General features: G+C 62.5%; 8 protein-coding genes. 2 read left to right on the plus strand and 6 right to left on the minus strand.

Annotated elements, in window-relative coordinates:
- Positions 1 to 46 precede the first annotated feature (46 nt).
- Genes asnS through HII33_RS08870 form a run of 6 tightly spaced genes read right to left on the minus strand, consistent with a single transcriptional unit; the run spans position 47 to position 13,098 of the window.
- Positions 47 to 1,345: an asparagine--tRNA ligase gene (gene asnS, locus HII33_RS08845; RefSeq protein WP_179395440.1), complete on the minus strand. Its 1,299-nt coding sequence runs from the start codon at positions 1,343 to 1,345 to the stop codon at positions 47 to 49.
- Between the two features lie 44 nt (positions 1,346 to 1,389).
- Positions 1,390 to 2,574: a pyridoxal phosphate-dependent aminotransferase gene (locus HII33_RS08850; protein WP_179395441.1), complete on the minus strand. Its 1,185-nt coding sequence runs from the start codon at positions 2,572 to 2,574 to the stop codon at positions 1,390 to 1,392.
- Between the two features lie 24 nt (positions 2,575 to 2,598).
- Complete coding sequence (locus HII33_RS08855; RefSeq protein WP_179395442.1) at positions 2,599 to 3,090, minus strand: cell wall elongation regulator TseB-like domain-containing protein; 492 nt, start codon at positions 3,088 to 3,090, stop codon at positions 2,599 to 2,601.
- Positions 3,083 to 5,884: a helicase C-terminal domain-containing protein gene (locus tag HII33_RS08860; protein WP_179395443.1), complete on the minus strand. Its 2,802-nt coding sequence runs from the start codon at positions 5,882 to 5,884 to the stop codon at positions 3,083 to 3,085. The genes HII33_RS08855 and HII33_RS08860 overlap by 8 nt, the downstream gene beginning before the upstream one ends.
- Before the next feature lie 34 nt (positions 5,885 to 5,918).
- Positions 5,919 to 9,578 carry a helicase-exonuclease AddAB subunit AddA gene (gene addA, locus HII33_RS08865; protein WP_179395444.1) on the minus strand — a complete coding sequence of 1,220 codons (3,660 nt, stop codon included), beginning with the start codon at positions 9,576 to 9,578 and terminating at the stop codon, positions 5,919 to 5,921.
- A complete protein-coding gene (locus HII33_RS08870; protein ID WP_179395445.1) occupies positions 9,562 to 13,098 on the minus strand; it encodes a PD-(D/E)XK nuclease family protein in 3,537 nt (1,178 codons plus the stop codon). The genes addA and HII33_RS08870 overlap by 17 nt, the downstream gene beginning before the upstream one ends.
- A 100-nt stretch (positions 13,099 to 13,198) precedes the next feature.
- On the opposite strand from HII33_RS08870, the gene mvk reads away from it, so the two are divergent.
- Together mvk and mvaD are read left to right on the plus strand one after the other, a co-directional pair.
- Entirely contained in the window at positions 13,199 to 14,146 is a 948-nt protein-coding gene (gene mvk / locus HII33_RS08875) for a mevalonate kinase (RefSeq protein WP_179395446.1), read from the plus strand.
- Complete coding sequence (mvaD, locus tag HII33_RS08880; protein WP_179395447.1) at positions 14,143 to 15,099, plus strand: diphosphomevalonate decarboxylase; 957 nt, start codon at positions 14,143 to 14,145, stop codon at positions 15,097 to 15,099. Before mvk ends, mvaD begins: the two co-directional genes overlap by 4 nt.
- Position 15,100 lies beyond the last annotated feature (1 nt).

A 15,100-nucleotide genomic window follows, 5' to 3' on the forward strand; every position in this document is an offset into this window, starting at 1 on the left:
CGTAGACGCAAACAGGCCGAGCGTTCGCCCAGCCTGCGAGATGCGATTACGGCTTGAGCCGGTTGATCATGCGTGGGAACGGGATCGCCTCACGCAGGTGATCGAGGTGGCAGATCCACGTGATCGCACGTTCAAGCCCGAGTCCGAAACCGGCGTGCGGCACGGTGCCATACTTGCGCAGGTCAAGGTACCAGCCATACTCATCAAGGTCCAACCCCTTGGCCTCGATCGCGGCCTTGAGCTTGTCGTAGTCGACCTCACGCTCGGAACCGCCGATGATCTCCCCGTAGCCTTCAGGGGCCAGCAGGTCCGCGCAGACGTAGGTATCATCGCGCCCTTCTTCTGGCAACATGTAGAACGGCTTGATCGCCTTCGGGTAGTTCAGCACGAACACGGGTTGTTCGAACTGATCGGACAAGTAGGTTTCTTCCGGTGAGCCGAAGTCATCCCCCCACTGCACGTCGAAGCCCGCCTTTTGAAGCATCTCGATCGCTTCATCGTAACGAATGCGCGGGAACGGGAGCTTGGTGTACTTCTTCAGGGTCTCGATGTCACGGTCGAGCAGTTGTAGCTGGTAGGCGCAGTTGTCGATCACACCTTGGACCAGGAACGCGATGTAGCGTTCTTGGATCTCCAGGCTCTGTGCTTGGTGCATGAACGCCATCTCGGGTTCGATCATCCAGAATTCGGTCAAGTGCCGGCGCGTCTTGCTCTTTTCCGCGCGGAACACGGGGCCGAAGGTGAAGACTTTGCCGTAAGCCATCGCGCCGGCTTCCGCGTACAGTTGACCGGATTGACTTAGGAAGGCTGGCTTGTCGAAGTACTCAGTCTCGAACAGTTCCGTGGTCCCTTCCGGCGCAGAGCCGGTCAGGATCGGTGGGTCCATCTTGATAAAGCCTTCGTTGTTGAAGAACTCGTAGGTCGCGCGGATCATCTCGTTGCGAATTTGCTGGATCGCAAACTGACGCTTGGACCGCAACCACAGGTGGCGGTGATCCAGTAGAAACTCGATCCCGTGTTCCTTCGGCGTGATCGGGTAATCCTCTGAGTTACCGATGATCTCAATGTCGTGGACCTCGATTTCGTAGCCAAAGTGACTCCGGCTGTCCTCGTGGATCTCCCCTGTCAGCCACATGGAGGTCTCCTGCTTCATGTCTTTAGCGACCTGGAATACGGCCTCATCGACCTTGTTCTTCAAGACGACGCCCTGGAAAAAGGCGGACCCGTCGCGCAGTTGCAGGAAGGCGATCTTCCCGCTCGACCGCTTGTCGGTCAGCCAGGCCCCGATGCGCACTTCCTCGTTCACATGGTCCTTAGCGTCAATGATGCGGATCTGTTCTGTCATGTCTTACTCCTTTGATTCATGCGGCGCTCGGCCGCAGGTTTTGGCTAGTTGGCGTTGGCGGCCACGAAGGCGTCGATGCGGTGGAGGGCCTCGATCAAGTCGGGCTTGGCCGCCGCATAGCTTAACCGCGCGTGATCTGGCATCCCGAACGCACGCCCCGGCACGATCGCGACACCGGTGTCGCGCAACAGCGCGGCGACGAAGTCATCGACCGAGGTGAAGTGCGTCAGCTGAGCGGCGCGCTTGACGTTGGGGAACAAATAAAAGGCCCCTTGCGGCTTCTCCGGCAGTGAGAACCCGGGGATCTTGGTCAGCAGCGGATAGATGACGTTCAGTCGGTCTTCGAATGCGGCCCGCATCTGCTCGACACTGCGGCCGTCGCTGTCAAACGCCGCGATGGCCGCGTACTGGGCGGCAGTGGTCGGATTACCCGTGGCGTGACCCAGCAGTGTGGCCATCGCACCGATCACCTTCTCCGGGCCAGCGGCGAAGCCGATGCGCCAGCCAGTCATCGCATAGGACTTTGAGACACCCGCGATCAAGACCGTGTTCTTCGTGATCTCGGGATCGATCGACACCATACTGGTGTAGCTGGCCCCGTTGAACAGCAGGTCACGGTAGATGTCATCGGCGATCACTAAGATGTGATGCCGCAGCGCCCAGTTCCCGATCAGGGTCAATTCCTGTTGCGTGTAGATCGTCCCGGTCGGATTGGCCGGCGAATTGATCACCAACGCGCGGGTCGCGGCGGTGCACTGCGCCTCGAGGTCATCGACCGTGACTTTGAAGTGCCCTGACGACGGCACCGGTCGTGGCACGCCACCGGCTAAGCGTACTTGCTCGACGTAAGAGACCCAGCCCGGGAGCGGGATCAGCACCTCTTCGCCGGGGTCCAGGAGCACCTGGAACAGGCTGTACAGGGCCAGCTTGGCCCCTGTGGTTACCGCGATCTGCTTCGGACCGTAATCGACGCCGGTCTGTGCCAGCACGTGCGCACGGATCGCCGCCTTAAGTGCGGGGATCCCAGTCGCTGCGGTGTAGAAACTGGCCGCGCCGCTGTCGATCGCCGCCTTGGCGGCCTCAGCGATGAAGGTCGGGGTCTGAAAGTCTGGCTGACCGATCGACAGATCGATCACGTCTTCCCCGCGCGCCTTCATCTGCTTGGCGAGGTTGCTGATCGCGAGCGTCGCGCTCGGCGCGACACTGATGATACGTTTGGCTAAATGCAAAAGGACCACTCCTTTGGGGTCCGGTCACAGGTTGCGGATCGCCGCGAGCTGCTTGCCGGTCTCAAAATCATACGTTACGTATCCAAGTTTACCAGAATTCGTGCGATAACCAACATCCCAGACGAATTTCTTTCCACGCCGGCTCAACCCGATGCTGGTGATGCGGCGCGGCGCGTACTGCGTGTTGACCTGGGCGGTGACCTGTGCCTGGGTGATGCCACTCGACTGTGCGAGCACGTGGACTTTCCCTGTTTTTTGCCGGATCAGCACGTAGACCCGCTTCTTCGCTTTGGTCCGCCCCGCAACGGTCAGGTAAGAATCACGCTGGGTGTCCCAATAAAAGTCATCGACGCGGGTCACGTCGGCTTTGGTCTCGGCGATGGTGATCGCCTGGCGCCGCAACTCACGCATCGGCGCCAGGCTACGGAGCCAGACGCCGATCACGCCAGCGAGTAAGATCAAGCTGATGATCAACCAGGCGCGTCGGCGCCATTTTTGTCTTGCTGCTCTACGCATGTGGGTCTCCTTTCAACGGTGGCATCGACCCCGCCAGCCACTGATGGGCAAGCGGAACGAGCGTCGCCAAGGGCAGGGTCATCGGTTTGAGGTTCGGCAGGCTCTTGGCCATTTTGCGACCGAACGCGGTCTGCGTCAACCGCGGATCCAGGCAGACGAACACCCCTCGATCGCGCTCGGTCCGGATCAATCGCCCGAAGCTCTGGCGAAACCGCAACGTCGCGCGCGGCAGTGCGTCGACTTTGAACGAGTCGAGCCCGGCTTGCCGCAGCGCGATGTACCGGGCCTTGGTCACCGGCGCTTCGGGTGCGTCAAACGGCAGACGGGTCAAGATCACCTGCTCGAGCTGCTTGTCGGGGTAGTCGATCCCCTCAAAGAAGCTGGCCGCACCGAGCAACAGGCAGTCCTCCCCGAGGGCAAAGCGCTTGGCGATCTTCTCCGCCGAGCCGGTCACGCCTTGGGCTAAGATCTCCTTGTGTCCCCCGATCGGCATCGCGTTCAGACGCGCGTACACGGCGGCGATCGTGCTCAGCGAGGTGAACAGGGCGATCGTCTGGTGATCAGTATCCGCCAGTTGCGCGATCGCTTCGGCCAGATAGTCGGCGTAGGCCGCTGGCGTCAAGTCGTTCGCGTTGGGGGCGTCTTCGGCTAAGAAGACCGCCGCCTGCTCCTTGTAGTGAAATGGGCTGCGCAGGCGCAAGCACTGCGCCTCGGGCAGGCTCGAATAGCCCAGCTGGGCCTGCAGAAACTCGAACGTTCGCGTGACTGTCAACGTTGCACCGACGAATGTCGGCGCTTTGAAATGCTGAAGCTCCGCTTGGATCGGAGCGGCCACGTTGAAGCGGTCCCAGGTGATGGCCAGGCTCGCGACGTCTCGTGGATGCGCAAGCGTCACGCAAGTCACCCCGCTTGCGCCGGTGCGCATCGCGTCGGGATCCAGTCGGGCAAGCGTGCGGCGGCGCGCGGCCAATGCACTGACCACCCCATCGACTGCTTGAAACACTGCCGCATCTCCGACCAGGAATCGATCGGGATGCGCGTTGAAGTCCGCCTGTAACCCATCATATACCGCTTGTAAGGCATCCAGCTGGGCGACGATCACGGTCAGCGGTGCGGCCAGGGTATCCATCAGCCAGCTGACCTGCTCGGGCATCAACATCTTTTCTACCGGGCCAGTGGTCGTCCCCTCGGCCCGAAAGAAGTGCTGATAGAGTTGCGCTTGCAAGTCCGTGATCCGACCGAGCAGTGTGTCGATCGTGGCCTGAGTGCTCGCAAGCTGGTATTGCATCAGCGGTTCATCTGCATAGATCGCCTGGAGACTGCGGCCCTTGCGGCGACTAGTCAGCTCGCGTAGGTGGCTCAACGCCAACCGCATCCGGCGCAGATCGATGCGGTGGGAGAAGGCTGCGGCGGTGTTGTCCGCGAAGTGTTGCGCCTCATCCACCACTAGAAACGGTGGCTGATGCAGCGGTAACGTCTCAAAGTGTCGCGAGAGGTACGCATGGTTCGTCACAATGATCGTTGCATCGTGTGCAGCGCGCAAGACGCGTCCGTAAAAATCAACGGCCTGGTATGGCCCCGTTGTGGTCGGGGTGCTGCCGGTGTGGCGGATACGCGCGAACAGTGGTGCCTGATAGTTGGTCATGTGCAGCTCATCTAGGTCGCCGGTCTGGGTCTCGCAGAGCCAAACGATCAACCGCAACTGGAGCAGCTGCGTCTGGCGATTGGCCGCGGGTTCCTGTAAGGTCGCAGCCAACTTCTGCAAGTCCAGGTAGTGCCGGGCGCTTTTGAGCATCACGGCGGGCACCTCTCGCCCGAGTATCGTGGCCAGCGCCGGGATCGCCTGGTGGACGAGCTGCGCCTGCAACACGGTCGTCGCAGTGGCGACGACCAGCTTCTGGTTCTCATCGCAGACATACGCATACGGGAGCAGGTAGCCGAACGTCTTCCCCAGTCCGGTGCCCGCCTCGATCATCATCGGTTGTTGCGCACCGGTAGCGTTGTAGTACAGGGCGTCCATCATCTTGACTTGGCCCCGCCGGAGCTTGTAAGTTGGCGTCAACAGCGCCTTTTTGGCCTTGTCAGTCAGCGGATATGCGCCCGGTCCGTGCAACGCGGTCGTCAGTGCTTGCGGTCGGCGCAGGCAGAACTGGCCCACTTCAACGCAGTCGCTTGGCATGGGGAGGTCGATCACTTGCTGTGCTAACCAGTCGCCGGTCTGCCGCAGCAAGTTGTCGCTGTGCGCGACGAGCTGCCGCTGGGTGGCGCCTGGTAGTTGCTGAAACTTAGCGCGCAGCTGCCACAGGAGCTTGGCTGTCGCAACTGCGTCTGAATCCGCGTGGTGTGGCGCATCGTGCGGGATTGCCAGGGATTCGGTCAAGTCGCTCAGACGAAAGCTCGCTTGTGTGGGCATCAAGATCTGGGCTAATTCAACGGTATCTAGCGCCGGGTTCGTCAGTGGGCGAAGGCCGATCCGGGCCAGCTCAGCACTGAGGAACGGGTAGTCGAAGTTCACGTTATGCGCAACGATCACGGTGTCTCGCAACAGGTCTTCGATCATGTAGCCGGCGTCTTCGAAGTACGGCGCCGCGACAAGCTGCGCAGGGACGATCCCCGTCAGCTGTTGGATCGCGCGCGGGACTGGTCGATCCGGGTTGATCAGCTGCGAGACCGTCTGGACGATCTGGCCGTCGCGCATCAACGCGCACCCGAATTGAATGATCCGGTCCCCCGCATCGATACTTGTGCCCGTGGTCTCAAGGTCGATCACGGCATATGTGGTCACAGAAGACATGTCCTCACCAATTTTCTCACAGTCTGGCTCCATTCTACTCTGCTTGCGGCGTGGCGGCTAGGTCGATCGCGTCACCAGTCGCCAGCAGGATCAGGTAGCGGTGGCGCACCGGCCGCGGCTGAAGTGTCTCTAGCGCGCGGGCGTAGAGGTTCAGCTGACCCTGGTAGCGGTCGATCACGGGCTGTGGATCCCCGCTGATGTGGTCGGTCTTGTAATCGAATAGCGTCACCCCTTCATCCGCCACGAAGTAGCCGTCGATGATCCCATGGACCAAGATGTCGGCGGTCTCCCCTGCCATGGCCGCAAATAGCGACTCGGCTGGCATCAGCAGCGAGAACGCGGCCTCGCGCTGGAGCGTGTCGGCGTGGGTGATCAGTGCGGCGCCGAGCGGTGACGCGAAGAAGCGCACGAGTTGATCGACGGCGATCTGGCGGGCGACCCCCGGTTCGATCGCCCCAGCGTCGACCAGCGTGGCGATCGTTGTTTGCAAATGCGCCCGGTCAACGGGGTGGTGCAGGTCAAGCGCTTGGAGCACCAGGTGGGTCGCCGAGCCGACCGCGGTCCGCGGGATCGCGGTCCCCTGGGTCAAAAAGGTCGGTTCGGCAAAGTCGCTGACGAGCCGGTTGCCGCCGAGCTGACGATTGCTGGTCACCAGCTCAATCGTGTCGGGGTCGTCGAAGGCGCGCTTGATCTCCGAGACGCTTTGAAAGCCAGTCGTGGTCGTCGCCGCGGTGTGGGGGTAACGCCAAGCGAGCCAATCGGCCAGTGGCAGATCGAGCGGCGGCTGGGCACCGGTCTTGGCTTGCGTCGCTTGGATCACCGGCGTGACCGTGTGGATGAAGTGCACGTCGACCGCTGCGTGGAACTGCGCCGCGGCGGGCAGCACCGGCGTCGAGTCGAGGGCCCCCGTCCGAGCGATCGCGTAGCCGAGCCAGTCAAGATAGCTCCCGGCAGTCTCGCGCAGTGGTGCTGGTAGTAGGAGGTCTGGGGCCGTCTCGGCTTTGGCCCAGCGTTCGATCAACTTGGCCGCCTCCCCTGCGGTACCGACGATCACCAGCCGTTGCTCGGCTCGGGTCAGGGCGACGTACAGCAGACGTAGTTCTTCAGCGAGTAGTTGACGGTGCTTCGCGCGACGTGCGGCCTGGTACTGTGGCAGGGCGTAGACTTCACGTGTCTGGGGGTCGAGCCACTGAGCACCGACGAGGTCTCTGGTCAAGATCAGGGGTTGGCTGAGGTCACGTAAGTTCAATTGTTTGCTCGCAGCCATCAAGAAGACCACGGGGAACTGCAGGCCCTTGCTGCCGTGGATCGTCATCAGCGAGACCGCGTTGACATCCGGGGCTAAGGTGACCGGCATTGCCAGGTCTTTGTCCTGCTTCTGCATCATCTCGATGAAGCGAATGAAGGCAAACAGGCCCTTGAACCCACCACTTTCGTAACCGGCCGCGCGGCTGGCCAGTGCGCGCAGGTTCGCTTGGCGCTGGGCGCCACCGGGCAACCCGCCGACAAAATCGAGGTAGCCGGTCTCCGCGTAGAGGTGCCAGATCAGGTCGACCAGCTCCTGCTCGCGCGCAAACGCGCGAAACTCTTCGAGCTGGTCTAGGAAGTGCTGGACCTTGGCCCGGGTCGCGGTGGCAAAGTCGGTCCCGCCACTTTGGGCCGCAAAGGTCGCCAGTGCGGTGTCGAAGCTGGCGTTGCGGTCGGCTAGGCGGATCAGTGCCAGCGCGTCCGCGGATAGCCCGACGAGCGGCGAGCGCAACACCGCAACCAAGGCGATCTCTTGTTTGGGGTTGTCGATCACCCGAAGCAGCGACAGCATCACCATCAGTTCCGTGGTCTTGAAGTAGTTCTGTGCGTCGGCGATCACGATCGGGACGCCGGCACGGGCGAATTCGCTTTGCAGCGTCACGTTTTGGCTACGGGCGCGGGACAACAGCGTGATATCCCGGTATTCAACGCGGCGATAAGCCTGCTGCTTGCGGTCGTAGAGTTGGCATTCGGGATCGTTGACCATCTCTTGGATCCGCCGAATCACCATCTGCGCCTCGGCCTGATCTTTGTCGAGCGCGGCCGCGTCGTCGGTCAGCTCTGTGTCCGGTTGGTCGTCTTCTGGTCGGTCGGTCACGTGGATCAAAAACTCGGTCGCCGGCGCGAAGTCGGCCGGGATGTCTTTGGCCCCTAGTCGAAGTTGGGCGGCGGCGTCGTAGTCGAGTTGACCGACTTGAGTGTCCATCAGCTGACTGAACACCAAGTTGGTGAAGTTCAGGATGTTGGCACTGGAGCGGAAGTTTTCGGCTAAGACGATGCGCTCGCCAGTCCCCTCGGCTTGACCGAAGGCCTGATACTTCGCCAAGAACAATTGTGGATCCGCGAGCCGAAACCCGTAGATGCTCTGCTTGACGTCGCCGACCATGAAGCGATTACCGGGTTCAGGGCGGCTGATCGCCGTCAGCAGCGCCTCTTGGAGTTGGTTGATATCCTGGTATTCATCGACGAGCACCTGATCGAAAGCGGCCTGGTAGTGGGTCGCGACGGATTGGCCGCTTTGCGGATCGGTCGCGGTCAAGATCCGCAAGGCGTTTTGCGCGATGTCGGCGAACCCCTGAAGGCGCCGGGCCGCCTTTTCGCGGGTCAAGGCGTCGAGGAACGTCTGGCTGACTGACGCCAGGGTGATCATCATCGGGCCAGCACTGGCGAGGGCCAGCCGCAGGTCCGCCGGGGCGATCGCCACACTGGCCTGAATGGTCGCGAGACTGTCGCGCAACGCCTCACGTTGCGCGTGCGCGGCGTCCTTGACCGGCTTGTGGGCATCGGCGACTTTTTTGCGTGGCCACAGCCCGAAGCTGATCGCGCTGAGCGCCAGTTGCGCCTGGGCATAGTCAGGGGCATCCAAGGCCAAGGCATTCGTGACCTGGTCGAGGGTCGCCTGCACGTTCGCTTCACACGCCGCCAGGCCGGGATCCGGGTCTTCAAGGGTCACCCGGATCGCCTCTAGGGCATCGGCCAAGCTCAGCAACTCGGCGCGCAAAGCGGGCCAAAGGGTCGTGGCAAACAGTGTGTCTAACCCCGCTGGCGTGTAGGCTTGTGGCAACTTGGCTAGCCAACCCGCTGGGTCGACCGTCGTCATCGCGTACTGTACAAGCTGCATGACGATCGGTTGCAGACCATCGGCAGTCGGCGCGCCCCCGGCGAGGTCGGTGAAGTTATCCGCGAGGGCCGTGAAGGCCGCCGCATCGGCACCATTGAACGCAGCCTCACGCGTTTCGGCCCACACGCGAGCCTCTAATAGCGTTGTTTCGGTCGCATCAGTCAGCATACGAAAGCCTGGGTCCAGGTCGATCACGTAATAGTAGTGCTGAACGACTTGCAGCGAGAACGCGTCCAGGGTCATGATCGAGGCGGCGTTCATCACGGCGATCTGATTCGCGAGGTGGCGACGTTGGGCCGAAGTTAGCGTCGCGTGAGCGGTGGTCAGCCGCTGCTTCAGCGCGTTTTGAATTTTCAGTTTCATCTCTGCCGTGGCGGCGTTGGTGAAGGTCACGATCAGCATGCGCGTCACGTCGGCCCCAGCGAGCACTTGCTGCACGATGCGCTCCACGAGGACCGCTGTCTTGCCTGAGCCGGCGCTGGCAGACACCAGCACGTCATGGCCAGTGTGCGTGATCGCCTGTTGCTGATCAGTCGTGAATTCCATGGTCACTTGTTCCTTTCTGCGTGTCCGCCGGGTCATCGTCGGCTTCGGCCGCCAGTTGCGCCAGCAGGTCCTCACGGCTGAGGTGCGGCACATGGTGATAGTGGTCAGTCCCAGTCGCCGGGTCGAAGGTCATGATCGTCTGGTAATCGCTGCCAGTGATCACGGTGCTCTCCTGGCCGAACTGGATCGGGGCCAGGTCGATCGTGCCATTGAGGATCGCGCTGGCGGCAGCCGCGATCTTGGCGCGGTTATGGCGAAGGTACAGGGCCAGTTCATCGGGAGTCAACCGATTCTTGTTCACCTTGCTGAACGCTCTGGCCTTGGTCAGCCCGAGGGGCACGATCGCCGATTGGCCACTGTCGGTCGCAAGCGTCAGATCCAGCGCGGTGGCCAGCTCAAGCGCATCATCGGCATCGTCTGGAAAGACGAGCAGCCCCTTCATGCGGTACTGCTTGAACGCCTCGGCGGCCGTGTCCTGCGCCGGCTTGTACGCGAGCTTGGGCTGGCCGAATTTGAAGTACAGCGCCCCAGCTGGCACGATCGCGGTCTGTTTTTGGGCGGCATCGTTCTGGACGGCGTCGATGTACGTCAGTAGCTGAAGGGAGACCCCATAGTATGCCTGCAACGGGTCGAAGTCGTGTTGGGAAGATTTGTAGTCGATCACGAGGAAGTAGTCTCGATCCGCTAGGTGCAATGTGTCGAGGCGGTCGATCTTTCCGCGGACCGTGATCGAGTGCGCCTGTCCCACCGGTAGGATCAGTGGTGCCAGCCCCTGCTGCTGATCGAACTGGCCGAATAACAGCTCGGTCCGAGCCGGCCGAAACGCGGTGCGTTGTTGCTGACCGCGGATCATGGTCAGGACTGCTGTCAGCATCGCCGATACGCGGCGCCGGACCATCGCCATCTGCGCATCGGCCGTCAGGATCTCGTAGCCTGGTTGCGTGATCGCGGCATCCAGTAGCGCCTGAACGGCTGATTCGATCTCAGCGGGGGGCACCGTCGCCAGTGTCTGCCCCTCGGCCTGGAGCTGGCGCAGATACTGGTCCATCACCCCGTGGTACAGCGATCCGGTGTCTGCTGGGGTCAGCTCGAACTCCGGCCGCTTGCGCAGGCGTAACCCGTAAGTCAGGAAGTACTCGTACGGGTTGCGGTAGTAGGTCTCTAACTTAGAGATCGAGACATTCAGGTGGGTCCCGTACAGCTTCTGCGCCAGTGTCGGGTCGAGCCGCCCCACGGCATTGTTGTAGTCGAGACTGCCAGCTAGACGTGCGGCCAGTGCCGCCCAGTGTGGCACCTGGCGCAGCTGTGTCAAGACGGCCTGCCAGGCTGACCCGAGCGCGACGTGCGTGTCGCGCGCTTGGCGGGCGACGGCCACGAAGTCACTCAGCAAGCTGCGCGCGGTCCCGGCCACCTGGGCGACCGGGGTGTCGAGCTGAACGCCCTGCCAGCGCTCAAGCGGGCATTGCAAGCGGACCGCCATCTGACTGAGGTAGGAAGACGGTTGGTTCTCGCGGTCTGCGTAGACAGGATAACTCATGGTCAGGTGCGTATCCCCTGCCATCATCCCGACGTAGTTGATGAAGGGGTCCCCAAGCGTTGTCTCAGCGCCGGATTGGGGCAAAAATGCCCCTTCAGGCAACAGTGGTGCGATCAGTTTACGATCGGTGGCTGTCAGCACTGCTGTATCGCTCGGTGTATCCGGCATCACGAGACTGGTCGCTCCGATCACAAACACATGCTTGAATTTGGGCAAGCGCGTCAGCGCCGTTTCGGACACGGTGACCTGATCTAGGGTCGACGGGATCTGGGTGTAGGTCGCCCCGGCGATCCCGGCGTCTAGCAGGTCGACGAATTGAGTGAGGTCAAACGACGCCTCACCGAGTACGGCGACATAATCGTCCAGGAGGTCAACGAAGGTGTGCCACGCCTGTTCACCGGCGGTCGAGCGACTGAGGTCGCCTGCAGCGATCGCGGCCGCGCGCCACGCCGCCAGCTGGGTCGCGACGCCGTAGCGCGTCAGCCAAGTATACAGCGCGGTCGCGGCTTGCCGCCCGCTGGTCGCCTGCGTGAGTTCGGTGAACAGCGGCGGTAAGGCAGTCGCGACAAACTGCCGGATCTGGTTGATCTGCTCGGTCTTGACCGGATCTGGATCCACTTGGTCGTCATCGCTGCGGCGCCGGAAATACTGCCAAGGCGTGTCGCGCAGCCAGCTGCTCCCACTCAGCCCTGTGCGCAGCAGGTGGTTGTCGGTCACGTCCACCGCGTCGCGAAACGCGTCCAAAGACATCCCGGCCGGGACCAAAAGCTCGGTCTTCAACAACCGCATCACGTCTTGGTACTGGTAGTGGTGCTTCTGGATCGCAAACAGGCTATCTAAGAGCGCCATCAGGGGATGGTTCGCCATCGGGTGTTCGAGGTCGACGAAGACTGGCAGATCGAACGCAGCAAACACCGGGGCAATCAGGTCCTGATACGGGTCAAGGTGCCGAGCGATCACAAGAAAGTCGCGGTAGCGCGCCCCGGCGTGCACCGCCTGGTTGATCGTCTGGGCGACATGGCGTAACTCGGTGTAAGGGTCACTGGCCTTGGCTAAAGTCAATCCGGTCGCGACTTGCGGCAACGCCTTAGGGTCAAGCGCCGTGTCGGCTCGCCAAAAGGCATCGACCGCCTGCAAGGCCGCACTCAACGTGCGCTCGGGGGCGCGTTGATCGACCATTACCGGGATTTGGAGCCGGCGTGCGCTTTGGTATAAGCGGTGGTACAGCCGAGCCGCGGGGAGAAACAGGCACGGCGGTGCAGGCACAGCATCGACGGCGGGCTGATCGAGCGTCAAGGCGACCACGACCTGCTTAGCGTGCGGTAGGAGCGCTTCGACAAGTGCTTGCTCGGTGGCCGACAGCTCGTTGAAGTGATTGAGCACGAAGGTGGTGTGACTGAGGTCGAGGTCCGCCAGTTTGGCGCCCAGGGCAGTCAACAGGCTGGGCTCGGTGACATAAGGGCCGATCGCTTGTTCGTAGGCTTGTGCGATCACCGTGAGGTCATCGAGCTTTTGACGCTGGCGATCGCCAACGGGGCGAGTCGCGGCGGCCGTGGCCAAGTCAGTGGCGGTGACCCGGCCGACCTGGAGTTCACTCAGTTGATCGGCGAGCTGTGCGATGAAGCCTGGGCGTGAGGCCTCGCCCCCGTAGATCCGTAGTTCATCGGCGTGCGCTTGCAGTAGCCTTGCCACCAGCATGGTGTTGCTCGGGCGATCGAGGCGCGGTTGCTGATAGACGGGGTCGTTTTTGAGGAAATACCAGGCCAGACGGGTGAACGAGAAGGTCTGCACCCGCGTCTGGGCATACAGGCCAGTGCCGGCGCGCAATCCCTGCAGCAGGCTGACTTCGGATTCAAACTTCACGTGGTTCGGCACCAAGTAGAAGACGCGCGCTTGGGGGTCCTGCAGTGCACGCTGAACGGCGGCGACCACTGCCGTGCGGTGATCGGCGGCCGCGGTCCCTAGAATAAACTGTAAGCTCATCGGCTTGCCTCCCGTGATGTGATGCTTAATTTTAACATACGTTCGTAGTCGCCAACGGGGCTTTGGGGTATGATTTAAGAGATGTTAAGGAGAGATCATTGTGAATCAATCGACCGGAACTAGTTATGCCAAAATTATCTTGATCGGCGAGCACGCGGTCGTGTATGGCCAGCCGGCCATTGCATTGCCCGTGCGCGCGCTTCAGCTAAAGGCGACCCTGACGCCGCGGCGCGATCGGCAGCGGCTGATCGAGTCGACCTTTTACCGTGGCCACCTGGAGGTGGCGCAGTTCCCTTTCGCCGGCATCGCCGCCTTGATCGACGCGCTGCAGGCGTTTTTTGGCGCCTCGACGCAGGGCTTTGACCTGCGGATCGACAGCCAACTGCCCCCGGAGCGCGGGATGGGCTCCAGTGCGGCCACAGCCACGGCGGTGATCCGGGCGTGGTACGCAGCGTACGAGACACCGCTGAGCCGCAGTGCGTTGCTCGACTGGGCGGCGGTGTCGGAGCGTGCGATCCATGGCAACCCCAGTGGGCTAGACGCAGCGACCACCAGTGCCACGGCGCCGCAGTGGTTCGTGCGCGGCCAGGCCCCGCAGCCGATCGCCTTTCCGACTAGCGGAGCGCTTGTGATCGCCGACACTGGTACGATGGGACAGACCAAAGCGGCGGTCGCAAGCGTTGCCGCGAAGCTTAAGGCCGCCCCTGCGCAGTATCAGCCGTTGATCACCGGGATCGGGGCGGCGGTGGCGACCGCTCGCACGGCGCTCGCCGCAAGCGATCTGCCCCGCCTTGGGGCCGCACTAGACGAGAGCCAGCGTGCCTTGCACGCGCTGGGGGTCAGCAGTGCTGCGTTGGACCGACTGATCACCGCAGCACATTCAGCCGGCGCGTTGGGCGCTAAGCTGACCGGTAGTGGCCAAGGCGGTTGCATGATCGCCTTGGCCCAAGACGCCAGGACGGCGCGCCGGATCGCTACGGCCCTGACCACTGCGGGCGCCACTGCTGTCTGGACCCATCAATTTGCCGAAAGCGAGGCGCTAGTATGACGACTGCCCGTGCCCACACGAACATCGCCCTGATCAAATACTGGGGCAAGCGAGACGCTGACCTGATCCTCCCCTACACCAGCAGCGTTTCGTTGACGCTGGCGGATTTTTACACCGATACGCGCGTCGAGTTCGATGCGCGCCTGGCGACCGACCAATTCCAGCTCGATGGTCAGGCTCAGTCAGCCGCTAAGCTGACCCGATTTTTGGACCTAGTGCGCGGGCAAGCGGGCATCACGACGCGGGCACGGGTCACCTCGACCAACCACGTCCCGACGGCTGCTGGCCTGGCGAGCTCGGCCTCCGCTTATGCGGCACTGGCGCTGGCGGCCAGCCACGCCGCTGGCCTGACACTCGATGACCGCGCGCTGTCTCGACTCGCGCGCCGCGGGTCCGGCTCGGCCGCCCGCTCGGTATTCGGCGGCTTGGCCGTCTGGCACCGGGGGACTGATGACGCCAGTTCGTACGCAGAACCACTGCCGGCCACGACGCTACCGCTGCGTATGGTGGTCGTGATGGTCAACGCGGGGCCTAAGCCGATCGGGTCCCGCGACCTGATGGCGAACACCGTGGCGACGAGCCCCTACTACCCTGCTTGGGTCACGCACAACGAAGCGGCGGCCACTGCAATGATCCAGGCGCTAGCGGCCGACGATATGCCCACGATCGGCCACCTGACCGAGCAAAGCGCGATGCAGATGCACGCGGCGATCATGGCTGCAGATCCGGCGTTCACCTACTTTGAGCCGGAGACGCTGGCGGTCTGGCAGACGGTCCACCGCTTGCGGGCGAGCGGGGTGCCAGTCTACGCGACAATGGATGCTGGGCCGAACGTCAAGCTCTTGACGCTAGCACCGCATGTCGCCACGGTCTGCGCCGCACTGTCGCCGCAGTTCGATCAGCGGGTGCTCGTCAGTGCCCCTGGTCCTGCCGCACGCGTATTGGAGGATTGAG

The sequence above is a fragment of the Lacticaseibacillus absianus genome, assembly GCF_013407595.1.
In the GTDB taxonomy this organism is placed as follows: Bacteria; Bacillota; Bacilli; order Lactobacillales; family Lactobacillaceae; genus Lacticaseibacillus; species Lacticaseibacillus absianus.

What these genes read in the sequence shown, in the direction of transcription:
- asnS (WP_179395440.1), bottom strand. Translation starts at nt 1,345, where the DNA reads ATGACAGAACAGATCCGCATCATTGACGCTAAGGACCATGTGAACGAG.
- HII33_RS08855 (WP_179395442.1), bottom strand. Translation starts at nt 3,090, where the DNA reads ATGCGTAGAGCAGCAAGACAAAAATGGCGCCGACGCGCCTGGTTGATC.
- HII33_RS08860 (WP_179395443.1), bottom strand. Translation starts at nt 5,884, where the DNA reads ATGTCTTCTGTGACCACATATGCCGTGATCGACCTTGAGACCACGGGC.
- addA (WP_179395444.1), bottom strand. Translation starts at nt 9,578, where the DNA reads ATGGAATTCACGACTGATCAGCAACAGGCGATCACGCACACTGGCCAT.
- HII33_RS08870 (WP_179395445.1), bottom strand. Translation starts at nt 13,098, where the DNA reads ATGAGCTTACAGTTTATTCTAGGGACCGCGGCCGCCGATCACCGCACG.
- mvaD (WP_179395447.1), top strand. Translation starts at nt 14,143, where the DNA reads ATGACGACTGCCCGTGCCCACACGAACATCGCCCTGATCAAATACTGG.